Here is a 22,930-nt window from a genome sequence, read left to right on the forward strand (position 1 = left end):
TAGATCATGGCGCGTGGCGGCCACAACAAAGCAAACGACGAAGCGGCGACACGTAAGTGCATCGTTACCGGCGAAGCGCAGCCAAAGGCTGGGCTGGTGCGGTTTGTTGTGGGGCCGGACAATATGGTCTACCCCGATGTATTGGGTAAATTGCCCGGACGCGGCATGTATGTTTCGTCAACGCGCGAAGCATTAGATGCAGCGACAAAGGGGCATTTTTCCCGTTCAGCCAAACAGGCGGTGACCGTTCCCGATGGTCTGGCCGACGAGGTTGAACGCCAGATTGCCCGCCACGCGGTGGATATGATCGCGATGGCGCGCAAAGCGGGCCGTGCGGTCTGCGGATTTGAAAAGGTTAAGGGGTGGCTCGCCGGTGGCGAGCGGGTCCGCGTCTTGGTTCAGGCCTCTGATGGGTCCGAACGTGGCAAGACGAAATTATGGACGCCCGAAGGTGCCCGCTATTTTGGTTGTTTCACAGCCGAAGAATTGGGTTTGGCTTTTGGGCGGCAAAGTGTGATACATGGCGCGCTTGCGACTGGCGGACTCAGCAATCGTGTTGTAGAGGAAGCCACAAGGCTACGTGGCTTACGCGAAGTGGACGGTGGCGATACGGCCACCGGGAAGGATAAAGAAGCTAAATGAGCGATAACGACGGTAAAAAGACACTCGGTCTCGGTGGTTCGCGTCCAAGCAACGTGAAGCAAAGTTTTAGCCATGGGCGGACCAAGAACGTCGTGGTGGAAACCAAACGCAAACGCGTTGTGGTGCCCAAGCCGGGTGCGGCCAAACCAACTGGTGGCGCAGGCCCAATTATTGGTGGTGACCCATCAAAACGTCCCGCAGGGATTTCGGATGTCGAACTCGAACGCCGGATGAAGGCGCTTGCGATGGCGAAAGCCCGCGAAGCCGAAGAACAGGCAAAGCGCGAAGCCGAAGAAAAAGAACGCGCAGCCGAACGCGAGGCGCGCCGCGCCGAGATCGAAGCCAAAGAAGCCGAAGACCGCGAACGCGAAGAACGCGCCAAGGCCAAAGCCGAAGAAGAAGAGCGCAAGCGCGCCGCCGAAGCAAAAGCCAAGGCAAAAGCAAGCGCGCCTGCTGCGGCACCTGATGCCGCCTCTGTTCCGGGTGAAACAGCTGTTTCGCGCCCGACGTCGGCGCCCCGCAAGACCGATCGCGACGACCAAAGCCGCGACAAGGGTGGCAAAGCAAAACCTGGCCGCGGCGATTCAGACGGACGCCGTTCAGGCAAGCTGACATTGAACGATGCGATGGCTGGCCGTGAAGGTGGCCGCCAGCGGTCAATGGCGGCAATGAAACGCAAGCAAGATCGCGCCCGCGCCAAAGCAATGGGTGGTTCGGTCGAGCGTGAAAAAGTGTTCCGCGAAGTGGCATTGCCCGAAGCGATCACCGTATCCGAGCTTGCAATCCGGATGTCCGAACGGGTGGCAGATGTGGTTAAGGCCTTGATGACAAACGGCATCATGGCGACACAAAACCAGACAATCGACGCCGATACCGCCGAACTGATCATCGAAGAATTCGGCCATACCGTTGTGCGCGTTTCTGACGCTGACGTCGAAGATGTGATCACCAAGATCGAAGATGACCCGAAAGACCTGAAACCACGCCCGCCGATCATCACGATCATGGGCCACGTTGACCACGGGAAAACATCGCTTTTGGATGCAATCCGGAATGCCAAAGTCGTCGCTGGCGAAGCTGGCGGGATCACACAGCATATCGGCGCCTATCAGGTGACAACCGACAGCGGTGCGGTTCTGTCGTTCCTTGATACACCAGGCCACGCGGCGTTTACGTCGATGCGGTCACGCGGTGCGCAAGTGACGGATATTGTTGTGCTTGTTGTTGCAGCCGATGATGCGGTCATGCCGCAAACTATCGAGGCGATCAACCACGCCAAGGCCGCCAAAGTTCCAATGATCGTTGCGATCAACAAGATCGACAAGCCTTCTGCAAACCCTGACAAAGTGCGCACAGATTTGCTGCAGCACGAGGTTATCGTCGAAAAAATGTCGGGCGATGTGCAAGACGTTGAAGTGTCTGCGATGACGGGCCAAGGGCTTGACGCGCTTCTCGAGGCGATTGCGCTGCAAGCGGAAATTCTGGAACTGAAAGCCAACCCTGACCGGCTTGCCGAAGGTGCGGTGATCGAAGCGCAGCTTGATGTTGGCCGTGGACCGGTTGCAACTGTCTTGATCCAAAACGGGACATTGCGTCAGGGCGATATCTTTGTTGTCGGCGAGCAATACGGGAAAGTCCGTGCGCTGATCAACGACAAAGGCGAACGCGTCACCGAGGCGGGGCCTGCAGTTCCGGTCGAGGTTCTGGGCCTGAACGGTACACCCGAAGCCGGTGACGTGCTGAACGTTGTTGAAACAGATGCGCAAGCCCGTGAAATCGCAGAATACCGCGAAAAAGCTGCCAAAGAAAAACGTGCTGCTGCGGGTGCCGCGACAACGCTTGAACAGTTGATGGCAAACGCCAAGCAAAATGAAAACGTCAGCGAATTGCCCGTGGTCGTAAAGGCCGATGTGCAAGGCTCTGCCGAAGCAATCGTTCAGGCGATGGAAAAAATCGGCAACGAAGAAGTCCGCGTGCGCGTGCTGCATTCCGGTGTTGGCGCGATTACCGAGACAGACATCGGACTGGCCGAAGCGTCCGGCGCACCTGTGTTTGGCTTTAACGTGCGTGCCAATGCGTCCGCACGGAATACTGCGAACCAAAAAGGCGTCGAAATCCGTTATTATTCAGTGATCTACGATCTTGTGGATGACGTGAAAAAAGCGGCCTCTGGTCTGCTGTCTGCTGAAATTCGCGAGAAATTCATCGGTTACGCGAGCATCAAAGAGGTCTTTAAGGTCTCGAACGTTGGTAAGGTCGCGGGTTGTATCGTCACCGAAGGGGTCGCGCGTCGCTCTGCGGGTGTGCGCCTGCTGCGTGATAACGTGGTGATCCACGAAGGGACGCTGAAAACCCTCAAGCGCTTTAAGGACGAAGTCGCAGAAGTGCAATCCGGGCAGGAATGCGGGATGGCGTTTGAAAATTACGATGATATCCGTCCAGGTGATGTGATCGAGATTTTCGAGCGCGAAGAAGTCGAACGCAACCTGTAAGTTACACGCAATAGTCATAGAAAAAAGGGCGGTCCTATCGGGCCGCCCTTTTTCGTTTTCCGCTGCCAAATCCTCAACGAGACTTTGCGCGCTACAGCCAGTCGCGCAGGATCGGGATCAGGGGCACGTCGGCTGCGGGCATCGGATAATTGCGCATCTCGTTGGGGCGCACCCATTTGAGCACCTGACCTTCGCGTGCTTGCGGCGCGCCACCCCATTTACGGCAGGCGAACAGCGGCATCAGCAGGTGAAAACTATCGTAGCTGTGGCTCGCAAATGTCAGTGGCGCAAGGCATGACGCCCATGTGTCGATCCCCAGTTCCTCGTGCAACTCGCGGATCAAAGCGGCCTCTGGGGTTTCGCCGGGTTCAACTTTGCCGCCCGGAAATTCCCAAAGCCCCGCCATTGATTTGCCTTCGGGGCGCTGCGCCAAAAGCACGCGCCCGTCACGATCGATCAACGCAACGGCCGATACCAGAATTGTTTTCACGACCGGTAATCCGCGTTGATATCGATATAGCCGTGGGTCAGATCGCATGTCCAAACCGTCGACGCGCCCGCCCCAAGCCCGAGATCAACAGCGATCGCCAGTTCCTGGTTTTTCATATAGGCGCTGGTGGCTTCTTCGGAATAATCCGGTGCGCGCCACCCATTTTCGGCGACCAGAATATCACCAAACCGTATTGATAAAAGATCACGTTCTGCCGCGGCTCCGGATTTGCCAACAGCCATGACAACACGCCCCCAATTGGCATCTTCGCCTGCGATGGCGGTTTTGACCAAGGGAGAATTCGCAATTGCCATCGCCACTTTGCGCGCGTCGCGTGCATCGGCGGCGCCGGTCACGTCAACAGTCACAAATTTTGTGGCGCCTTCGCCGTCGCGCACAACCTGAAGCGCCAGATCAAGCATGACCGCGTGCATCGCATCCACAAAATCACTGTTGCCGGTGACATCAACCCCCGATGCGCCTGTCGCCGCAGCAACCAAACTGTCAGAGGTCGAAGTATCGCTATCCACGGTAATGCAGTTGAATGTCTTGTCATTCTCGCTGCTGATGATTTCTTGCAGATCCGCCTGGCTGATTTTGGCATCGGTAAAGATATAGACCAGCATCGTCGCCATATCAGGCGCGATCATTCCGGACCCCTTGGCGATCCCTGCGATTTTGACAGGTTTCCCGCCGACATTGATCGTCGCGGTTGCGCCTTTGGGGAAGGTATCCGTGGTCATGATCGCGCGCGCCGCGTTTTCAATGCTAGCAGCGCTTTGGTTTGCGGCCAGCTCTGCAATTTTTGCCGTGATCCGGTCATGTGGTAGTTGTTCACCGATAACGCCGGTCGAGGCGGTGAAAACGCGTGATGGATCAAGCGACAGAGTGGCACCAACTGCGGCGCAAATTGCGGCAACGCTTTCATCGCCGTGTTTACCGGTGAAGGCGTTTGAATTGCCGGAATTCACGATAATGGCAGCACGGCCGCTTGGGTCACTGCCCAGTTTCGCCTGACAATCCAACACGTTGGCAGAGCGGGTCGCGGACCGTGTAAACACACCCGCAATCGCAGTGCCTTCGGTCAGGCAGGCCATCATAACATCGGTCCGCCCCGCATAGCGGACGCCGGCGGCAGCCGAAGCAAAGGTAACGCCAGCAATTTCTGGCAGGTCCGGAAATTTTGCGGGGGCTAGGGGTGAAATGGTCATGTGATCAATCCAAAAGATCAAAGCGGCCGATGATCGAAGGGTCAAACTGACCTTCTTCGGGCTCGGTGACTTCTGACGCAGCGGCCAGCTCTTCGAGATGCGCTGTGATTGCGGCTTCTTGTAGCTCACCGGTCAGCTGAGGTGTCATTTCTTCGAGCGTTGGGCGTGGCTGCACACGTTCTTCGAGCAATGTAGCCAGATGCCAGCCGAATTGGGTTTCAAACGGGTCCGATACACCGCCGGTTTCAAGCGCGGTAATTGCGGCTTCGAACTCGGGGACCATGGCGCCCAGCCCGAACCAGCCCAGATCACCGCCATTGGGACCAGTGGGCCCTGTTGACACGGCACGTGCCACATCTGCAAATTCTTCGCCTGCGTCGATGCGGGCCTTGGCTGCTGCGGCTTCTTCTTCGGTTGCCACCAAAAGATGGGCTGCATGGAATTCGGGAAGCTCTTCGGCGTTCGCAAACCGTTCGTCATATGCTGCCTGAACATATTCGGGTGTCACTGCGGCTTCGGCGACAGCGGTGATTGCTTCACCGGCAAGCAATGTGCGCTCTTCGTTTTTCAGCGCGTAAACAACATGCGCGGGGGCCTGTGTGACCGTATCGGCAAGCAACTGTTGCTGGATCAGCTGGTCAACCAGCCCCTGAAAGAGCATTTCTTCGGGAAATTGTGCGTATTGTTCGGGCAACTGGGTGCGCGCGATCAACAATTCGCCCAGTGTGATCTCTGTATCGCCGACCTTGGCGATGACCGTGTCGGCTGTGACATCGTCTTGGGCAAATGCGGCGCCCGCCAAAGTCAAACAAAGTGCGGTTGCACCCAAAAATGTAACATGTTTCAGCATAAATCGATCCCTAAATGATCCACGCGGGCGCGTGGCGTTGACACTGCATATCCGGCCCCTTACATCCCTAAGATGCCTTGACGGGGCTGGCTCTTGGCCCTTTGTAAGTGGCCAATCACGGGGCTACAAGCGACCTCGTCTTAATTTGATGTCAGACAGGCGCGGATGCGCCGCCGGAGTGAATATGCTGGGTATTGGAACGATTACCAAAAAGGTGTTTGGTACTGCCAACGACCGCAAAGTTAAGGCTATTCGCCCATTGATCGCGCAGATCAATGCGCTTGAGCCCGAGTTCGAAGCGCTGTCAGACGACGACATCAAGAACAAGACAGAAGCGCTCGCTAAACGTGCGATGGGCGGCGAAAGTCTGGACAAACTTTTGCCCGAAGCATTTGCCAACTGCCGCGAAGCCGCCAAGCGGGCATTGGGTCTGCGGGCCTTTGATACCCAACTGATGGGCGGGATTTTCCTGCATCAGGGCAATATTTCCGAAATGAAAACCGGTGAGGGCAAGACCCTTGTCGCGACATTCCCCGCCTATCTGAACGCACTGACCGGCAAGGGCGTGCATATCGTCACCGTGAACGATTATCTGGCTGCACGCGATGCCGAATGGATGAGCAAGGTCTACAGCGCCTTGGGTCTGACCACCGGTGTTGTGGTCCCTAACCAGCCGGACGCAGAAAAAAAGTCCGCTTACGCATGTGATGTGACCTATGCGACGAATAACGAGCTTGGCTTTGACTACCTGCGCGACAACATGAAATCTGAATTGTCGCAGATGTATCAGCGCCCCCATAATTTTGCGATTGTGGATGAGGTTGACAGTATCCTGATCGATGAGGCGCGCACACCGCTGATCATTTCCGGCCCCGCCGAAGACCGCAGCGAAATGTATGCAACGGTTGATAAGCTGATCCCTGAAATTCAGGCCGAACATTACACGCTGGATGAAAAGACCAAGCAAACGACCTTTACCGATGAGGGTAATGATTTTCTTGAAAGCCGTCTGGCCGAACTTGGCCTGTTGCCCGAAGGGCAGACGCTTTACGACCCGGAAAGCGCGACATTGGTCCACCACGTCAATCAGGCCCTGAAAGCGCACAAGCTGTTTACCCGCGACGATAACTATATTGTGCGCAATAATCAGGTTGTTTTGATTGATGAATTTACCGGCCGTATGATGGAAGGCCGCCGTCTGTCAGACGGTCTACATCAGGCGATCGAAGCCAAAGAAGGCGTTGCGATCAAACCTGAAAACGTCACCTTGGCGTCGGTCACCTTCCAGAACTATTTCCGTCTTTATGAAAAACTGGGCGGCATGACAGGGACCGCGACCACCGAAGCCGAAGAATTCATGGAAATCTACGGGCTTGGCGTTGTCGAAGTGCCAACCAACCGGCCCATCGCACGGGTTGATGAAAATGATCAGGTTTACCGCACTTCAAAGGAAAAATTCGAAGGCGTTGTAAAAGAGATCAAGACGGCACATGCCACCGGACAGCCGATCCTTGTCGGGACGACCTCGATTGAAAAATCCGAATACCTTGCGCAATTGCTTGCGGCAGAGGGTATCAAATTCAATGTTCTTAATGCGCGCCAGCACGAACAAGAAGCCCAGATCGTTGCCGATGCGGGCCGTCTGCATGCGGTGACAATTGCGACCAACATGGCGGGCCGCGGGACCGATATCAAACTTGGCGGCAACGTCGAATTCAAGATCATGGAAGCCATTGCCGCCAACCCCGAAGGCGACCACGCCGCCATTCGGGCGCAGATGGAGGCAGCACATGCAGCCGACGAACAGGCGGTCAAAGACGCGGGCGGCCTGTTTGTTCTGGCAACCGAACGGCACGAAAGCCGCCGGATTGATAACCAGTTGCGCGGCCGGTCGGGCCGTCAGGGCGATCCGGGGCGTTCGTCGTTCTTTCTTTCGCTTGACGATGATCTGATGCGGATCTTCGGCTCCGAGCGGTTGGATAAGGTTCTGTCTGGCCTCGGCATGAAAGACGGCGAAGCCATTGTGCACCCATGGGTCAACAAATCGCTGGAGCGTGCGCAAGCCAAGGTCGAAGCCCGCAACTTTGACATTCGCAAACAGCTGCTGAAATACGACGATGTGATGAACGACCAGCGCAAGGCGATTTTTTCGCAGCGCCGCGACATCATGGAAGCCGATGATCTTTCCGAGATCACAAAAGACATGCGTGATCAGGTTATCGAAGACATCGTCGTGACCTATATGCCCGCAAAAAGCTATGCAGACCAATGGGATACCGAAGGACTGGCAATTGCTGTTCGGGATACGCTCGGGCTTGACCTGCCGATTGCCGATTGGGCCGCCGAAGAAGGTGTTGATGATGGTGATATCATTGAACGCCTTGAAGACGCAGGCACCAAGAATATGGCAGAAAAAGCCGAAAGCTTTGGTGAAGACACAATGCGGCGGGTCGAAAAACAGATCCTGTTGCAGACCATTGATACAAAATGGCGCGAACATCTGCTAACGTTGAACCATTTGCGATCTGTTGTCGGGTTTCGGGGTTACGCACAGCGTGATCCGTTGAACGAATATAAAACCGAAGGATTTCAACTGTTTGAAAGCCTTTTGGACGGGCTGCGCGTGGATGTAACAAAGCAGCTTTCGCGCATCCGGCCGATGTCAAAAGAAGAACAAGAAGCCATGATCGCACAAGCCATGCAACAACAGCAGGCCGCTGCTGCGGCTGCCGCAGCAGCGCGCAATGCGGTTGCAGATTTTGACGAGAACGACCCGTCAACATGGGGCAACCCATCGCGCAACGAAGACTGCCCCTGTGGATCGGGGAAAAAGTTCAAACATTGCCACGGTCGGCTCGCCTAAATTAGTGCTTAGACCCGTTGCCGGATGCTGTTAGGCTTTTGGCAATGGGATGGGCTGGCGGAATCACTTATGTTGCGCACAATCACGGTTAAGACGGTCTTAACGACAGTTGCGTTGGCGCTTGGTATCGGCTTTTTTGTCCAGCTTGGGGAAACCCTGCCAAGCATGACGCGCGCACCTGTCACCACGACCGTGCCCCGCGCCGTAACCGTCGTGACAAATACGCGCACGAGCGCGATATTTGGTGTACCGGCAATCAACCATCAGCTGGTTGACCATCTATCGCAGGTCCAGACAGTCGCTTATGTCCACACAAACAGCGAAGTTGACGCTCCCGAAATGGGTATTATTTCGGCCGCGCCCGTCATTGACGACCCTTGCAAAGTGGTGGTTTCCGCGTCGGGTATTCCAGCCGCAATGGCTGTTTTGGCCATTGACGCGCCGTGCCATCAAAACGCCGATTTTGTTGTTGTTCATGAAACCCTTCGGTTTTCTGGCCGCACGGATGCGACCGGCCATGCCGAGGTAAGAACCCCGATACTGGCCAAGGACGCGAGGTTTTCTGTACGTTTTGGCAATGTTGAGCACGGGCGTACAGCGATCTATATGCCCGATGTTGCGCATTATGACCGGACGATATTGCAGTGGCGCGGCGCGGATTATTTGCAGCTCCATGTGCTGGAAGCCGGCGCACGTATTGGCCAGACGGGGCATATTTGGACAGGATCGAGCCATACTGGCGAAATTACCGTGCTGGGCCAGCGCGGATTTGTTGCAAGCTATGGAAGCGCGCGAACCGGCATTCCGTTGCAAGCCGAAGTCTATTCGTTTCCGGCGCGGTTCGGGCGGCCGGATATGTCTGTTGATATGCCGATCGGCTTGATGGTCACCCCCGAAAACTGTGGCCGCGCGGTTGATGTGCAGCTTATCCAGGTCGTTTTGGGGCAAATCTGGTCCCCCACTGATATCGCGATCAGCGTTCCGTCTTGCGATTCTGTGGGTGAATTTGTCATGCTGCCAGATGCGATCGCACCCTATACGCGGTTGATGCGCTAGCGATCCTGATCAAGAAAGCCCTGCGCGCGAAAACTGGTTTCGCAGGATTTCCCGATAATCAGATGGTCATGCAAAGTGATCCCCAAGGTGGCCGCCGCGCGCCCGATCTGGGCGGTCATGTTGATATCTGCCGCAGATGGTGTTGGATCCCCCGAAGGATGATTGTGCACCAAAATGAGCGCGGCCGCGTTCAGTTCCAGCGCACGTTTGACCACCTCGCGCGGGTAGACGGGCACATGGTCCAACGTTCCTTTGGCCTGTTCTTCATCGGCGATAATGGTGTTTTTCGTGTCCAGAAACAGAATGCGAAACTGTTCTGTTTCACGGTGCGCCATGGTCGTATGACAATAGTCGAGCAAGGCATCCCAGCTAGACACGACATGCCGTTGCATGACCTTGGCCCGTGCCAGCCTATGGGCGGCCGCCTCGACAATTTTCAGTTCAGTCGCCACCGCATCGCCGACCCCGTCAACTTGGGTCAGTTGCGACACCGGCGCCGATAAAACGCGGTTAAAATCGCCGAAGGTCTGGATCAACAGATGGGCAAGCGGTTTCACATCCTGACGCGGGATTGCGCGAAACAGGATCAGTTCCAGCAATTCATAATCGGGGACAGCGGTTGCGCCGCCTTGCAAAAAACGGTCGCGCAGCCGTTTGCGGTGATCACGCAAATAGGATGGTGCGCGCGCGCGTGCGGGCACGACAACATCATCAATATCAGAAAAGAGGGTTCGCGATTCGGACAGTTGGGACATGCGTCCACTGTCGCGCGATTTCGGTTAATGAACCGTGAAAATGGCCCCGGATCGCGTCCGGGGCCACAATATTAGCCCTTCATCGAATCCCAAAAGCTTTTGACCGAAGTAAAGAAGCTGGACCCTTGCGGATTGTTTTCTTCGCTCAGCTCGTCAAATTCTTTCAGAATTTCGCGTTGGCGCGCCGTTAGTTTGACGGGTGTTTCAACGGCAAGTTCAATGAACATATCGCCGCTACCGGCCCCACGCAGCGCGGGCATCCCTTTGCCGCGCAGGCGCATCTGGCGGCCTGATTGCGACCCTTCGGGCACTTTTACGCGGCTGCGGCCACCGTCGATTGTTGGCACTTCGATTTCGCCACCCAATGCGGCTGTCGCCATTGATACAGGCACGCGGCAGAACAGATTGTTGGCCTCGCGCTCGAACAAGGCGTGCGCCTTTACTTCGATAAAGATGTAAAGATCGCCTGTCGGACCACCGCGCATTCCGGCTTCGCCTTCGCCAGCCAGACGAATGCGGGTGCCGGTTTCAACACCTGCAGGGATATTAACCGAAAGCGATTTTTCTTTCTCGACGCGGCCCTGACCATGGCAGGATTTGCAAGGGTTTTTGATCGTTTGCCCCATGCCGGAACAGGTCGGACAGGTGCGTTCTACAGTAAAGAAACCTTGCTGTGCGCGGACCTTGCCCATGCCTGCACATGTCGGACAGGTCTGGGGTTCTGATCCGCCTTCGGCGCCCGTTCCCTTGCAGGCATTACAGCCGACAGCCGTGGGGACCGCGATTGTCTTTTTGAGGCCTGCAAAGGCGTCTTCGAGGTTAATGCGCAGGTTATAGCGCAGGTCATTGCCGCGCTGTGCGCCGCCACGACGGGCCCCGCCACCACGGCCACCGCCCATGAAATCGCCAAACAAATCGTCGAACACATCCGAAAACGCACTGCCGAAATCGCCGTGCCCGCCGCCAGGACGTTGCCCGCCGCCGCCCATGCCGTTTTCAAAGGCTGCATGACCATAGCGGTCATAAGCGGCCTTTTTGTCGGCGTCTTTCAGGACTTCATAGGCTTCGTTGGCTTCTTTGAACTTGGCTTCGGCGGTAGGATCGTCGGCATTGCGGTCCGGGTGCAGCTCTTTCGCCTTTTGGCGATAGCCCTTTTTGATGGCAGCTGCATCGGCGCCTTTGGCGACGCCTAGAACCTCGTAATAGTCACGTTTTGCCATGATAGTTTTCCCCTTGGGAATGGAAAAGACCGACCCGGTGTTGGGCCGGTCCTATTTCCAAAGACAGCGTTGGCTTAGTTGCCGCGCTTGTCGTCATCCAGATCTTCGAAGTCAGCGTCGAGAATTTCTTCGTCGGCGGCTGGTGCGTCAGGCTCTGCTTCTCCGGCCTCTTCCTGGCTGGATTTATAAATCGCTTCGCCCAGTTTCATCGCAGCTTCGGTGACGTTCTGGATGCCCGATTTGATCTTGTCGGCTGTACCATCCTCAAGATCGTCCTTGAGCGCGGCAATGGCCAATTCGATGGCTTCGATTGTTGTCGGATCAACCTTGTCTGCATGTTCTTCCATCGACTTTTCAGTTGAATGGATCAGGCTTTCGGCTTGGTTTTTCGCTTCGATCAGCTCGCGGCGGTCTTTATCAGCCTCGGCGTTTTCTTCAGCGTCTCTTACCATTGCTTCGATGTCGTCATCAGACAGACCACCAGAGGCTTGGATCGTGATTTTCTGTTCTTTGCCGGTGCCTTTGTCCTTGGCGCCCACTTCAACGATACCGTTGGCGTCGATGTCAAAGGTCACTTCGATCTGCGGCAATCCGCGTGGCGCTGGCGGGATGTCTTCAAGGTTGAACTGGCCCAACATTTTGTTGTCGGCGGCCATTTCACGCTCCCCTTGGAAGACGCGCAGGGTCACGGCGTTCTGGTTGTCTTCGGCAGTCGAGAAGACCTGAGACTTTTTGGTTGGGATCGTTGTGTTGCGGTCGATCAGGCGTGTGAATACGCCGCCCAATGTTTCGATGCCCAGTGACAATGGTGTCACGTCCAAAAGAACAACGTCTTTCACGTCGCCTTGCAGAACGCCGGCCTGAATTGCGGCACCCATCGCAACAACCTCGTCGGGGTTCACACCCTGATGTGGTTCCTTGCCAAAGAATTTACCGACTTCTTCTTTGACGCGCGGCATGCGGGTCATACCACCCACAAGAACAACCTCGTCGATGTCGCCAACGGAAAGACCGGCATCCTTGATCGCGTCTTTACATGGTTTGATCGAGTTCTTGATCAGGTCCAGAACCAGTGATTCCAGTTTTGCGCGGGTCAGTTTCATGACCATGTGCAATGGCTGGCCGTTTGAACCCATAGAGATAAACGGCTGGTTGATTTCGGTGCTGGAAGACGAAGACAGTTCGATTTTTGCTTTTTCAGCGGCTTCTTTCAGACGCTGCAGCGCCATTTTGTCTTTGGTCAGATCGACAGAATGTTCTTTTTTGAATTCATCCGCGAGGTAGTTCACGATGCGCATGTCAAAGTCTTCACCACCAAGGAACGTGTCACCGTTGGTAGATTTTACTTCGAACAGGCCGTCGTCGATTTCGAGGATGGTCACGTCGAATGTACCACCGCCAAGGTCATAGACCGCGATTGTTTGTGTGTCTGCTTTATCAAGGCCATATGCCAGCGCGGCTGCTGTCGGCTCGTTGATGATGCGCAATACTTCGAGGCCGGCGATTTTACCGGCGTCTTTTGTCGCCTGACGCTGTGCATCGTTAAAATACGCAGGAACTGTGATAACTGCCTGTGTGACGCTTTCGCCAAGGTAGCTTTCTGCAGTTTCTTTCATTTTGCCAAGAATAAACGCCGAGATCTGGCTAGGGGAGTATTTCTCACCCTTGGCTTCGACCCATGCGTCGCCGTTGCCGCCATTGACGATCTCAAACGGCATGTTTTTCTTTTCTTTTGCCAGATCCGCGTCGTCGAACCGACGGCCGATCAGACGCTTTACAGCAAAGATTGTGTTTTCTGGGTTTGTGACGGCCTGACGTTTTGCAGGCTGACCGACAAGACGTTCGTCGTCAGTAAACGCAACGATAGATGGCGTTGTGCGCGCACCTTCGGCGTTTTCAATCACGCGCGGCTTTGAGCCATCCATGATGGCAATACAAGAGTTGGTCGTTCCGAGGTCGATACCAATAACTTTGGCCATTTTTCAAATCCCTTTACTTAGGCAGTTTGAGTAGCGCGAACCCGTTTCGGCACCCGCGCCAGTTACGTTCTGATAATCCGGGGAAGCCCCCAAACAATTGATCTAGGCGTATATAGGGATGCGAATTCGGGGCTGCAAGCGGTCAAAGACCGACAAAACAGCAAAAAACAGGCTTTTTCTTGAGAGAAAGTTAAGACAGCTTGGGGAATACCCTATTTGCCCATGGTCCAGCTTGCCGAAACATGTTGCCGTGTAAAAAACATCCCCATCATGCCCAACACCAGAAACACCAAAGATACAATAAGAGGGTAGGAAATTGTTGTGAAATGCGGGTTGTAGTCCAAAAAGACAAAACCTTTGTTCTGGTCGATAATGTGAAACAGCGGGTTCCAGTCAAATGATGCAATCACGCTTGCTGGCAGCGCGTTAACAAGAAACATCTTGCCCGATGCAATCATATTCATCCGGCGATACAATTGGGCGACGATCGCCATTGTGCGTGGAAACCATGGCGTAATCGCCAGAAACACAATCCCGATGCAGCAACCGGAAAACCACGCGAGCAAAAACATGCCAAGCGCGGCAATCGGTTTGTCGATGTAAACAGGCGTGAACGCGCAGTGATAGATCAAAAGCACAATCATGATTGCCAATAGCTGCTGATACAGTGTTGCAATCGCGGATGCGCAAATTGTTACAATAGGGTTCATTGGTGCATAAAGCAGCATCGGCGCGAGCGCACTATTTGCCCCCTGCGTTGCCTTTACCGATTGAATATGTGTCCTGAACAGCATCACACCGGCCATGATGTAGATTAGAAAATCTTCTCCGGGAATAGGGCAGCTGCGCACGCCGACGACCAGAAACATCACCAAAAAGACGGCAACCAAAACCAGACTTTGCAAAATGGTCAAAACCAGCCCGACCAAGGCATTCGAGTGCCCGCCCCGCACAGACCGCACAGTGACCTCGTAAATCAGGTAGAGATTGCTGAAAAAGCTGCCAACGGTAGACACATTGCGGCGGGTTTGGAACATGGTGCTGCTTTCGCTGAATGCCTGCGGATACCCCGCACGAGGATTGGCTTGCCCAACTTCGATCAAGCATTCATAACCGCTACACCCTAATTATTCAATAAAACAGGACCCCCAAGATGGATTTTGACAAGCTAAGCACCGTGATGCGGGAACTGGCGCTGTTGGCGGGCGATAAGATTATGGAAATCTATGCCGCCGATGATTTTGACGTGCGCGCCAAAAGCGACGAAAGCCCTGTCACCGCAGCGGATGAAGCCGCCGATGCGATCATCAGTGCGGGCCTGCGTGCGGCCTTTCCTGATGTGCCGCTTGTCACCGAAGAACAATCCGCGTCACATGGGCAAACCGTCAGCACATTCTTGATTGTCGATCCGCTAGACGGCACCAAGGAATTCATCAAGCGCCGTGGCGAATTTACCGTGAATATCGCCTATGTCGCCGATGGCGTGCCGGTGCGCGGCGTTGTCTATGCGCCCGCCAAAGGGCGGCTGTTCTACACGCTGGCCGACGGTCAATCAGTCGAGGAAACAGGCCCGTTTGCCAAAGACAATATCGGCGAGACCGAAGAAATCGCCGTGTCCCACCCCGACAATAATGCGCTACTGGTCGTTGCATCAAAATCGCACCGCGATCAGGCAACCGATGATTACATCAATCAATATAGCGTCAAAGCGATGAAAAGCGCGGGGTCTTCGTTGAAATTCTGTCTTGTCGCTACTGGCGAGGCGGATTTTTATCCCCGTCTTGGCCGCACGATGGAATGGGACACTGCCGCAGGGCATGCCGTTCTGAACGGTGCAGGCGGGCAGGTCGTGCGTTTTGACAACCATACGCCGCTGACCTACGGCAAACCGATTTTCGAAAACCCGTTCTTTATCGCGCTTGCACCCGGTGTCGTGCTGGAGAAAGCATAATGCCTGTCCTGATCGTGATCCCCGCGCGCTATGCGTCGACCCGTTATCCAGGCAAGCCGCTCGTCGCGCTGCGTGGTGCGGACGGTGTCGCCAAAACGTTGATCCGCAGGTCTTGGGACGCGGCGATGCAGGTTAATGGCGTCGACCGCGTGGTTGTGGCCACCGATGATGACCGGATCGCCGATGCCGCGCGCGGTTTCGGCGCCGAGGTTGTGATGACATCTGTCGATTGCCAGAACGGCACCGAACGTTGCGCAGAGGCCGTTGCGAACCTTGGCGGTGGTTACGACATTGTGGTGAACCTGCAAGGTGACGCACCGCTGACGCCCGCGTGGTTTGTCGAAGACCTGATCGCCGGATTGCGCGCCAATCCGCAGGCTGATGTCGCAACGCCGGTCTTGCGCACCGAAGGGCGCGCGCTGAACGGGTTTCTGGCCGACCGGCGTGCTGGCCGTGTGGGCGGGACTACTGCGGTATTTGGAACCAACAACAATGCGCTTTATTTCTCGAAAGAGGTGATCCCCTACACCGGCAAGACCTATGCGGACGCGGATGAAACGCCCGTATACCACCATGTCGGCGTTTACGCCTACCGCCCCGATGCCTTGGCGTCCTACCCAACATGGGCGACGGGCCCACTAGAGCAGCTTGAAGGGCTGGAACAACTGCGGTTTCTGGAACGTGGCACGCCTGTGCTATGCGTCGAGGTCGATGGCAAAGGCCGACAGTTCTGGGAGCTAAATAATCCGCAAGATGTGCCACTTATTGAGGCAATGTTACAAGAAATGGGCGATAGTTAGCTGCCGCGGCGAAAAACACTGGTGATGCCCCTTTAGGTGAGGGGGCTTCGGCACTACGCTGGGGTCAAGTAATCAGAAGGCACGGATATGAAAAGAAGAGTAACCAAAGCAATTTTTCCGGTCGCAGGGCTGGGAACACGGTTTTTGCCGGCAACCAAATCCGTCCCAAAAGAAATCATGACCTTGGTGGATCGTCCGTTGATCCAATACGCGATCGACGAAGCCCGTGCCGCCGGAATTGAGGATTTTATCTTTGTCACCTCACGCGGGAAATCCGCGCTCGAGGATTATTTCGATCATTCACCGGAATTGGCATCGGCATTGCGCAAGGCCGGCAAGACAGAGCTTCTTGAAACCTTGCAAGCCACCAACATGGATAGCGGCGCAATCGCCTATATCCGCCAGCACAAGGCGCTGGGCTTGGGCCATGCGGTTTCTTGCGCGCGCAAATTAATCGGTGATGAACCTTTTGCGGTTATCCTGCCGGACGATGTCATTGCAGCGGAAAAACCCTGTTTGAAACAAATGATCGAAGCCTACCAAGACACGGGCGGCGCGATGGTCGCCGCGATGGAGGTCGCGCCGGATAAAACATCATCCTACGGGATTTTGGATGTGGTCAGCGATCAAGGACCGGTCGTTGAGGTGAAAGGCATGGTTGAAAAACCGGCACCCGGCACAGCGCCGTCCAATCTTGCTGTGATTGGACGCTATATTCTGACGCCGCGGATCATGCAGAACTTTGACAAGATCGAACGCGGCGCGGGCGGCGAAATCCAGCTGACGGATGCGATTGCCTATGAATTGACCACCGGACGCGACATCTTTGGCTTTAAGTTCGAGGGTGAGCGGTTCGATTGCGGATCAAAGGCGGGGTTCTTGCAGGCGACAGTATCATTTGCGCTTAACCGTCCGGAATTGCGCGGTGAACTGGCGGCATTCCTCAAGGATTTGAAATTGCCAGCATAGGCAGCAAGGGGACAGATTGCGCGCAAGGATTTCGGACGTTCGGTTGGCGTTGCGGTTACGTTGGAAACGGCAACGGTTGCTGCTGCGAATCTGGCGCAACCGTAGGCAGATTGTCCCGCATGTCGATCGCACGCAATCCATCACGCCAACAGCGATCCTCGCGTTTACAACCCTGCGCAACGAGATGCTGCGGCTGCCGTATTTCTTGGACTACTACCGGAAATTGGGGGTCGCGCATTTTCTGATCGTGGATAACGGCAGCACGGACGGCAGCGTTGAATTTCTGGCAGCGCAGCCTGATGTATCGCTTTGGACCACGGCGCATAGCTATAAATTGTCGCGCTTTGGCATGGACTGGTTGGGCTGGTTGCAATGGCAGTATGGGCCGGACCATTGGTGCCTGACCGTCGATGCCGATGAATTGCTGGTCTATCCGCACTGCGACAGCCGTGATTTGCACGCGTTGACAGCCCATCTGGACAAAAACGGCCAGTCGGCTCTTGGCGCGCTGTTGCTGGATATGTACCCTAAGGGGCCGTTAACCAATGCGTCCTATGCTAAGGGGCAAGACCCTATCGCGGCGCTTGGCTGGTTTGATGGCGCGGGATACCGGCACCGGTTGCATCCGGTGTTTGGCAATCAATGGATTCAGGGCGGCCCGCGTGACCGTATGTTTTTTCGGGCGGATCCCGACCGCGCGCCGACATTGAACAAAACCCCGCTGGTCAAATGGCATTGGCGGCAGGTCTATGTGACGTCGACACATCATATGTTGCCGCGCAGGCTTAACCATGTGTTCGACTGGCCCGCCAAAACAGTGATGACGGGTGCGCTGTTGCACACCAAATTCCTGCCCGATATTGCGGCGCGTTCAGCCGAGGAAGTGGAACGAAAACAACATTTTGAGAATAGTGTGCTTTATGTGGACTATTACCAGAAGCTCATTGAAAACCCTGATTTGTGGACGGATGGTTCAATGGCATATAAAGGTTGGCAGCAGCTTGTTGAACTTGGGCTGATTGCGCCGGGCGCTTGGCGCTAGAAGAGGAAACCAATTGGGCATTTGGACATCATATCGGCTGCGCATGCGGCGGAAATATTGGAAAATGCGCGCGCGTCGTAAAGGCCGCGAACTGACCGCTGCCCAAGACCGAACCAGCCAGATTACCGATACTGATATCTTGCTGTTTTGTACTTTTCGTAACGAAGATATCCGGCTTCCGTATTTTCTGGAATACTACCGGAAACTTGGCGTGAACCATTTCTTGTTGGTCGATAACGGCAGTGACGACGGGGGCGATAGCTATGTTGCCGAACAGCCTGATGTGTCTCTTTGGAAGACCAACGCGCCCTACGGAAAATCACGCTTCGGGATGGATTGGTTAACCTATCTGCAGGGCAAATATGCGCATGGGCAATGGGCGTTAACCGTCGATGTTGATGAATTTTTTGTCTACCCGTTTTGCGACACAAGGCCGTTGCGGGCATTGGCAGACTGGCTAGAGGCGTCAGAGGTCCGGTCGTTTGGCACGATGATGCTGGATATGTACCCCAAAGGTCAGGTGAGCGACGCGATCTACCAGCGCGGAACCGACCCGTTCAAACTGGCCAACTGGTTTGATCCGGGTAATTATACGCTGAAATTAAACAATTTTTATCACAATTTGTGGATTCAAGGCGGGCCGCGTGCGCGCGTGTTCTTTGCGGAAAAGCCGCGTCAGGCTCCGGCGCTGAACAAGATCCCGTTTGTAAAATGGGACCGGAATTTCACCTATGTCAGCTCGACCCATATGCTTTTGCCGCGGGGGCTAAATCTTGTTTACGGGCAAAACGGCGGGGAAAAAACATCTGGCGTTTTGCTACACGCCAAGTTTCTGAATACCTTTGGCCCGCGCGTGAGCCAGGAAGCCGCGCGCGCCCAGCACTATGGCGATGGCCGTGAATATAAAACCTATGCCTCAGAACAAGACAGTTCAGAGATTTGGTGCCAATGGAGCGAACAATATCTGAACTGGCGCCAGCTAGAGGCGATTGGTCTGATGTCAAAGGGGAACTGGGCATGAGCTTGGGCGTTGTCATGTTGGTCCATTCGGATTTCGCACGTGCAGGCCAAATGGTGCGCCACTGGGCGGCGGGGGGCTGTCCGGTAATGATCCACGTCGACAGCGATGTCGATACGGCAACTTTTGACTGGTTTGTCGCAAACCTGTCTGATCTGGATGACGTGCGGTTCAGCACGCGGCACCGTTGCGAATGGGGCATGTGGGGGCTTGTTGCGGCGACGCAGGATGCTGCCGGCCAATTGTTGCGAGAATTTGCACATGTTGATCGGGTCTTTCTGGCCTCTGGTTCGTGCCTGCCGTTGCGCCCGATTTCCGAATTGCGGGATTTCCTTGATGGTTGCCCCCAGACAGATTTCATCGAAAGCGCGACAACAGCCGACGTTCCCTGGACGGTTGGCGGGCTTGATCGGGAACGGTTCACGCTTCGCTTTCCATTTTCGTGGAAACGCCGGCGGCGGTTGTTCGACAATTATGTAAAATTTCAGCAAGCTATAGGTGTTAAACGAAAAATACCCAAAGGCCTTGTGCCACATATGGGGTCGCAATGGTGGTGTCTGACGCGCAAGACCCTTACCGCCATCCTAAACGATCCAAAGCGCCGCAAATATGACAGGTATTTCAAGCGGGTCTGGATTCCGGATGAAAGCTATTTCCAGACGCTTGTGCGCAAACACGCCACACGCATTCAGAGCCGGTCGTTGACGCTGTCAAAGTTTGATTTTCAGGGCAAACCGCATATTTTCTATGACGATCATGCCGAAATCCTGAGGCGGTCGGGGTGCTTTGTGGCGCGAAAAATATGGCCGAATGCGCAAGTGCTTTTTGACAGCTTTCCGCAAGCGACCACACCGAACGGTCCGACTAGGCCCAGCACCGGCACCGTTGACCGGATTTTTGGCAAAGCCGTCGAGCGCCGCACGCGCGGACGGCCCGGTCTGTATATGCACAGCCGCTATCCCAACGTCAAAAAGGCAAACGGCATCTCGGCTGCGCCGTTTTCGGTGATGCACGGGTTTGATGCCCTGTTCCCGCATTTCGAAAACTGGCTTGCGCAGCAGACAGATGCCCAGGTGCATGGCCATCTATTTGCCAAGGACAAAGCGCAATTTGCCGATAGGTCGACCGTTTTTCGGGGCGCGCTGTCAGATTGCGCACGCCTGCGCGATTATAATGCCCAAGGGTTTTTGACCAATTTGCTTTGGACCACGCGCGACCGGTATCAATGTTTTATGTTCGGGCCGACAGATACGCCGTCAATCCATTGGATGCTGGCGCATGATACCAACGCGCGCGTCTGGGTGATTTCCGGCGCATGGTCGATTCCCCTGTTTTTGTCGGGGCGTACGGCAGCCGAAACACGCGCCGAAGCCGCGCATCTTCAGCGGTGCGAAAACAAGTTCCTAAAAGCCCTGAACGCACCCCAAGCACATGCGCGGATTCGCATCAGCACCTTGGCGGATTTTCTGGATAATCCGCGCGACACCCTGCAGGTTCTGGTCGACCAGATCGCGGGCCATAAAGCGCGCGCGCTGTCTGATCTGCCCGAAATGGCCGATCTGGGCGGCTTGCCTGCATACTTGCAAGAACTGAAAAACCAGGGGATGCACCCCTTTTTAACCGGTGATCTTTCAGCAGAAATGCACCGCAACGCAGCGGTCAACTCCGAACCGCGTTCATATGTGGTTGGGCATAAATGACCAAGTTTAACAGCTTTATCGTGTTGGCTGAAATGCGGACCGGCTCGAACTTTCTTGAGGCGAATTTGAACGCATTGGAAGGGGTGACCTGCCACGGTGAGGCCTTTAACCCCGCGTTTATCGGCTATCCCAAGTTTGATAGCTTGCTGGGGATGACACAAGAAGAGCGCGACGCCGATCCGGCAGCGCTTGTTGCAAAAATCGGCGCGGATGACGGGCTTTGCGGGTTCCGGTTTTTCCACAATCATGACCCGCGGGCGCTTGCGATTTGTATGGATGACCCGCTGTGCGCAAAGATCATTTTGACGCGCAATCAGGTAGACAGCTATGTCAGCTGGAAATCCGCGCGCGAGACGGGTCAATGGAAATTGACCAACGCGACCAATGCAAAATCGGTGAAAATTACCTTTGATGCAGAGGAATTCGAAGAACAGATCGGGCGGATTCAGGCGTTTCAAATTGAGGTTCAACGCAGCTTGCAAACCAGCGGGCAAACCGCGTTTCACATCCATTATGACGACCTGCGCGATGTTGAAATTCTGAACGGTTTGGCGGCATTTCTGGGCATCGAGGCCCGATTGGACGCGTTGGACAAAAAGCTGAAAAAACAAAATCCCGAACCGCTTTGGCAGCGGGTCGCAAATTATGATGACATGCAGCTCGCGCTTGGGCAGATGGACAGGTTCGATCTTTCGCGCACCCCAAATCTGGAACCGCGGCGCGGTGCGGTTGTGCCGACATATGTTGCGGCAGACGGCGCGCGGCTTTTGTTTATGCCGCTGCGGTCGGGTCCGGATTGGGCAGTGCGTCGCTGGCTCGCGGATATAGAAGCGGTGCGCCCGCGTGACCTGCGGCGCAAGTTTACGCAAAAAACATTGCGTGACTGGCAAAACGACCATACCGGGCACCGCAGTTTCACTGTGCTAAGGCATCCGGTCGCGCGCGCCCATGCCGCATTTTGCGATTGTATCTTGGGCGATGGGCCCGACAGTTTTCCCGGTATCCGCGCGAATTTGCGCCGGATTCACAAGTTGCCGATCCCGGAAGACGCAGCGGACCTGACTGATCTGACCAGTTACGATAACACACAACATCGCGCAGCGTTCTTGGGGTTCTTGCAATTTTTGCGGCAAAATCTGTCAGGGCAAACGGCCATTCGCGTGGATCCAGCCTGGGCAAGCCAACTGGCGATTTTGCAAGGTATAGCCGCGGTTTCATTGCCTGACATGATCTTCCGCGAAGACAGGCTTGCTGATGAATTGGGGTGTCTTGCAGCGCAGGTCGGCATCGAAATGCCGCCAGCGATCGGCGACACGGAACATCCGCACACCAACCGGTTAAGGGCGGTGTACGACCCGATCATAGAAGAGGCCGCGCGCGCCGCCTATGCGCGTGACTATGCTGCGTTCGGATTTGGAAATTGGGCCTAGGCCGCCTGCGACGATTGTTCCGCGGTCAGGATCGTATGCAGGGTTGCCGCGTCGCTATTTGCGCGCAGTTTTGCGCAAATGGCTTCGTCACGTAGCGTGCGCGAGACAAGCGCAAGCGCCTTGAGATGATCGACGCCCGCGCTTTCGGGCGCGATCAGGCAAAATACGAGATCAACAGGCTGGCGATCAACCGAGTCAAAATTCAGCGGTTTTTCAAGGCGCAAGAATATCCCCTGCACCTTGGTCGCGCCGGGAATCCGCGCATGCGGCAGGGCAATGCCATGTCCGACACCGGTGGGGCCAAGCCCCTCGCGTTCGATCAATGCATCAATAACTTCGGTTGCATTCAGCCCGTAGCAAGTATGCGCCAGTTCACCCAGATCGTGAAACAGCCGCTTTTTGCTGGTGCAAGACGCGATGACTTTCACCGCGTCCAGCTTGAGAATATTTGCAACTTGCATC

The 22,930-nt window shown here is 55.3% G+C and carries 19 protein-coding genes; 11 read left to right on the forward strand and 8 right to left on the reverse strand.

Going from position 1 to position 22,930, the window contains the following annotated elements; translation table 11 throughout:
• The first annotated feature begins 6 nt into the window (after nucleotides 1-6).
• Nucleotides 7-642 (forward strand): RNA-binding protein, encoded by a 636-nt coding sequence (locus BM320_RS13705; RefSeq protein ID WP_090201207.1) that lies wholly within the window; start codon nucleotides 7-9, stop codon nucleotides 640-642.
• Entirely contained in the window at nucleotides 639-3,134 is a 2,496-nt protein-coding gene (gene infB, locus BM320_RS13710; protein ID WP_090201208.1) for a translation initiation factor IF-2, read from the forward strand. Before BM320_RS13705 ends, infB begins: the two co-directional genes overlap by 4 nt.
• 91 nt (nucleotides 3,135-3,225) lie before the next feature.
• Here the strand turns inward: infB and BM320_RS13715 are convergent, their stop codons facing one another.
• From BM320_RS13715 to BM320_RS13725, 3 genes are read right to left on the reverse strand one after another with little or no spacing between them, the layout of a single operon-like run.
• Nucleotides 3,226-3,624 carry a (deoxy)nucleoside triphosphate pyrophosphohydrolase gene (locus BM320_RS13715; protein WP_090201210.1) on the reverse strand — a complete coding sequence of 133 codons (399 nt, stop codon included), beginning with the start codon at nucleotides 3,622-3,624 and terminating at the stop codon, nucleotides 3,226-3,228.
• Nucleotides 3,621-4,835: a bifunctional glutamate N-acetyltransferase/amino-acid acetyltransferase ArgJ gene (argJ, locus tag BM320_RS13720; RefSeq protein ID WP_090201569.1), complete on the reverse strand. Its 1,215-nt coding sequence runs from the start codon at nucleotides 4,833-4,835 to the stop codon at nucleotides 3,621-3,623. The genes BM320_RS13715 and argJ overlap by 4 nt, the downstream gene beginning before the upstream one ends.
• 4 nt (nucleotides 4,836-4,839) lie before the next feature.
• Nucleotides 4,840-5,685, reverse strand: coding sequence for a peptidylprolyl isomerase (locus tag BM320_RS13725; RefSeq protein ID WP_090201212.1), 846 nt, complete (start codon nucleotides 5,683-5,685; stop codon nucleotides 4,840-4,842).
• Between the two features lie 184 nt (nucleotides 5,686-5,869).
• Here BM320_RS13725 and secA point away from each other — a divergent pair, with 184 nt between their 5' ends.
• Together secA and BM320_RS13735 are read left to right on the forward strand one after the other, a co-directional pair.
• Nucleotides 5,870-8,548 carry a preprotein translocase subunit SecA gene (gene secA / locus BM320_RS13730; RefSeq protein ID WP_090201213.1) on the forward strand — a complete coding sequence of 893 codons (2,679 nt, stop codon included), beginning with the start codon at nucleotides 5,870-5,872 and terminating at the stop codon, nucleotides 8,546-8,548.
• A 69-nt stretch (nucleotides 8,549-8,617) separates the two neighbouring features.
• Nucleotides 8,618-9,604, forward strand: coding sequence for a hypothetical protein (locus BM320_RS13735; RefSeq protein ID WP_090201215.1), 987 nt, complete (start codon nucleotides 8,618-8,620; stop codon nucleotides 9,602-9,604).
• Here BM320_RS13735 and radC read toward each other — a convergent pair.
• The 4 genes from radC to BM320_RS13755 form a co-directional block, all read right to left on the reverse strand.
• The gene (gene radC / locus BM320_RS13740) at nucleotides 9,601-10,359 is read right to left on the reverse strand and encodes a RadC family protein (protein ID WP_090201217.1); all 759 of its coding nucleotides are present in this window, start codon (nucleotides 10,357-10,359) and stop codon (nucleotides 9,601-9,603) included. The genes BM320_RS13735 and radC overlap by 4 nt on opposite strands.
• A 71-nt stretch (nucleotides 10,360-10,430) precedes the next feature.
• A complete protein-coding gene (gene dnaJ, locus BM320_RS13745; RefSeq protein ID WP_090201219.1) occupies nucleotides 10,431-11,579 on the reverse strand; it encodes a molecular chaperone DnaJ in 1,149 nt (382 codons plus the stop codon).
• 74 nt (nucleotides 11,580-11,653) lie between these two features.
• Nucleotides 11,654-13,558, reverse strand: a complete 1,905-nt coding sequence (gene dnaK / locus BM320_RS13750) for a molecular chaperone DnaK (RefSeq protein WP_090201221.1) — start codon at nucleotides 13,556-13,558, stop codon at nucleotides 11,654-11,656.
• A 212-nt stretch (nucleotides 13,559-13,770) separates the two neighbouring features.
• Nucleotides 13,771-14,595 (reverse strand): ABC transporter permease, encoded by an 825-nt coding sequence (locus BM320_RS13755; RefSeq protein WP_242651058.1) that lies wholly within the window; start codon nucleotides 14,593-14,595, stop codon nucleotides 13,771-13,773.
• Between the two features lie 116 nt (nucleotides 14,596-14,711).
• On the opposite strand from BM320_RS13755, the gene cysQ reads away from it, so the two are divergent.
• The 7 genes from cysQ to BM320_RS13790 all read left to right on the forward strand — a co-directional run bounded on the left by cysQ (nucleotide 14,712) and on the right by BM320_RS13790 (nucleotide 22,468).
• Nucleotides 14,712-15,509 carry a 3'(2'),5'-bisphosphate nucleotidase CysQ gene (gene cysQ / locus BM320_RS13760; protein ID WP_090201223.1) on the forward strand — a complete coding sequence of 266 codons (798 nt, stop codon included), beginning with the start codon at nucleotides 14,712-14,714 and terminating at the stop codon, nucleotides 15,507-15,509.
• A complete protein-coding gene (locus BM320_RS13765) occupies nucleotides 15,509-16,309 on the forward strand; it encodes a 3-deoxy-manno-octulosonate cytidylyltransferase (RefSeq protein ID WP_090201225.1) in 801 nt (266 codons plus the stop codon). The genes cysQ and BM320_RS13765 overlap by 1 nt, the downstream gene beginning before the upstream one ends.
• Before the next feature lie 87 nt (nucleotides 16,310-16,396).
• Nucleotides 16,397-17,278: a UTP--glucose-1-phosphate uridylyltransferase GalU gene (gene galU, locus BM320_RS13770; RefSeq protein WP_090201227.1), complete on the forward strand. Its 882-nt coding sequence runs from the start codon at nucleotides 16,397-16,399 to the stop codon at nucleotides 17,276-17,278.
• A 76-nt stretch (nucleotides 17,279-17,354) separates the two neighbouring features.
• A complete protein-coding gene (locus BM320_RS13775) occupies nucleotides 17,355-18,320 on the forward strand; it encodes a glycosyltransferase family 2 protein (RefSeq protein ID WP_242651059.1) in 966 nt (321 codons plus the stop codon).
• A gap of 64 nt (nucleotides 18,321-18,384) precedes the next feature.
• Nucleotides 18,385-19,341 carry a glycosyltransferase family 2 protein gene (locus BM320_RS13780; protein WP_090201571.1) on the forward strand — a complete coding sequence of 319 codons (957 nt, stop codon included), beginning with the start codon at nucleotides 18,385-18,387 and terminating at the stop codon, nucleotides 19,339-19,341.
• Nucleotides 19,338-21,038, forward strand: coding sequence for a DUF5927 domain-containing protein (locus BM320_RS13785; protein ID WP_090201231.1), 1,701 nt, complete (start codon nucleotides 19,338-19,340; stop codon nucleotides 21,036-21,038). The genes BM320_RS13780 and BM320_RS13785 overlap by 4 nt, the downstream gene beginning before the upstream one ends.
• Nucleotides 21,035-22,468, forward strand: coding sequence for a nodulation protein NodH (locus BM320_RS13790; protein WP_090201233.1), 1,434 nt, complete (start codon nucleotides 21,035-21,037; stop codon nucleotides 22,466-22,468). The genes BM320_RS13785 and BM320_RS13790 overlap by 4 nt, the downstream gene beginning before the upstream one ends.
• Here the strand turns inward: BM320_RS13790 and BM320_RS13795 are convergent.
• Nucleotides 22,465-22,929 carry a PTS sugar transporter subunit IIA gene (locus BM320_RS13795; RefSeq protein WP_090201235.1) on the reverse strand — a complete coding sequence of 155 codons (465 nt, stop codon included), beginning with the start codon at nucleotides 22,927-22,929 and terminating at the stop codon, nucleotides 22,465-22,467. The genes BM320_RS13790 and BM320_RS13795 overlap by 4 nt on opposite strands.
• Nucleotide 22,930 lies beyond the last annotated feature (1 nt).

It is taken from the genome of Yoonia tamlensis (genome assembly GCF_900115105.1).
GTDB classification, from domain to species: domain Bacteria; phylum Pseudomonadota; class Alphaproteobacteria; order Rhodobacterales; family Rhodobacteraceae; genus Yoonia; species Yoonia tamlensis.

Excerpts from the sequence above, each read along its gene's own strand:
- BM320_RS13705 (WP_090201207.1), top strand. The coding sequence starts at position 7 with ATGGCGCGTGGCGGCCACAACAAAGCAAACGACGAAGCGGCGACACGT.
- infB (WP_090201208.1), top strand. The coding sequence starts at position 639 with ATGAGCGATAACGACGGTAAAAAGACACTCGGTCTCGGTGGTTCGCGT.
- argJ (WP_090201569.1), bottom strand. The coding sequence starts at position 4,835 with ATGACCATTTCACCCCTAGCCCCCGCAAAATTTCCGGACCTGCCAGAA.
- BM320_RS13725 (WP_090201212.1), bottom strand. The coding sequence starts at position 5,685 with ATGCTGAAACATGTTACATTTTTGGGTGCAACCGCACTTTGTTTGACT.
- secA (WP_090201213.1), top strand. The coding sequence starts at position 5,870 with ATGCTGGGTATTGGAACGATTACCAAAAAGGTGTTTGGTACTGCCAAC.
- BM320_RS13735 (WP_090201215.1), top strand. The coding sequence starts at position 8,618 with ATGTTGCGCACAATCACGGTTAAGACGGTCTTAACGACAGTTGCGTTG.
- radC (WP_090201217.1), bottom strand. The coding sequence starts at position 10,359 with ATGTCCCAACTGTCCGAATCGCGAACCCTCTTTTCTGATATTGATGAT.
- dnaJ (WP_090201219.1), bottom strand. The coding sequence starts at position 11,579 with ATGGCAAAACGTGACTATTACGAGGTTCTAGGCGTCGCCAAAGGCGCC.
- dnaK (WP_090201221.1), bottom strand. The coding sequence starts at position 13,558 with ATGGCCAAAGTTATTGGTATCGACCTCGGAACGACCAACTCTTGTATT.
- BM320_RS13755 (WP_242651058.1), bottom strand. The coding sequence starts at position 14,595 with ATGTTCCAAACCCGCCGCAATGTGTCTACCGTTGGCAGCTTTTTCAGC.
- cysQ (WP_090201223.1), top strand. The coding sequence starts at position 14,712 with ATGGATTTTGACAAGCTAAGCACCGTGATGCGGGAACTGGCGCTGTTG.
- BM320_RS13765 (WP_090201225.1), top strand. The coding sequence starts at position 15,509 with ATGCCTGTCCTGATCGTGATCCCCGCGCGCTATGCGTCGACCCGTTAT.
- galU (WP_090201227.1), top strand. The coding sequence starts at position 16,397 with ATGAAAAGAAGAGTAACCAAAGCAATTTTTCCGGTCGCAGGGCTGGGA.
- BM320_RS13780 (WP_090201571.1), top strand. The coding sequence starts at position 18,385 with ATGCGCGCGCGTCGTAAAGGCCGCGAACTGACCGCTGCCCAAGACCGA.
- BM320_RS13785 (WP_090201231.1), top strand. The coding sequence starts at position 19,338 with ATGAGCTTGGGCGTTGTCATGTTGGTCCATTCGGATTTCGCACGTGCA.
- BM320_RS13790 (WP_090201233.1), top strand. The coding sequence starts at position 21,035 with ATGACCAAGTTTAACAGCTTTATCGTGTTGGCTGAAATGCGGACCGGC.
- BM320_RS13795 (WP_090201235.1), bottom strand. The coding sequence starts at position 22,929 with ATGCAAGTTGCAAATATTCTCAAGCTGGACGCGGTGAAAGTCATCGCG.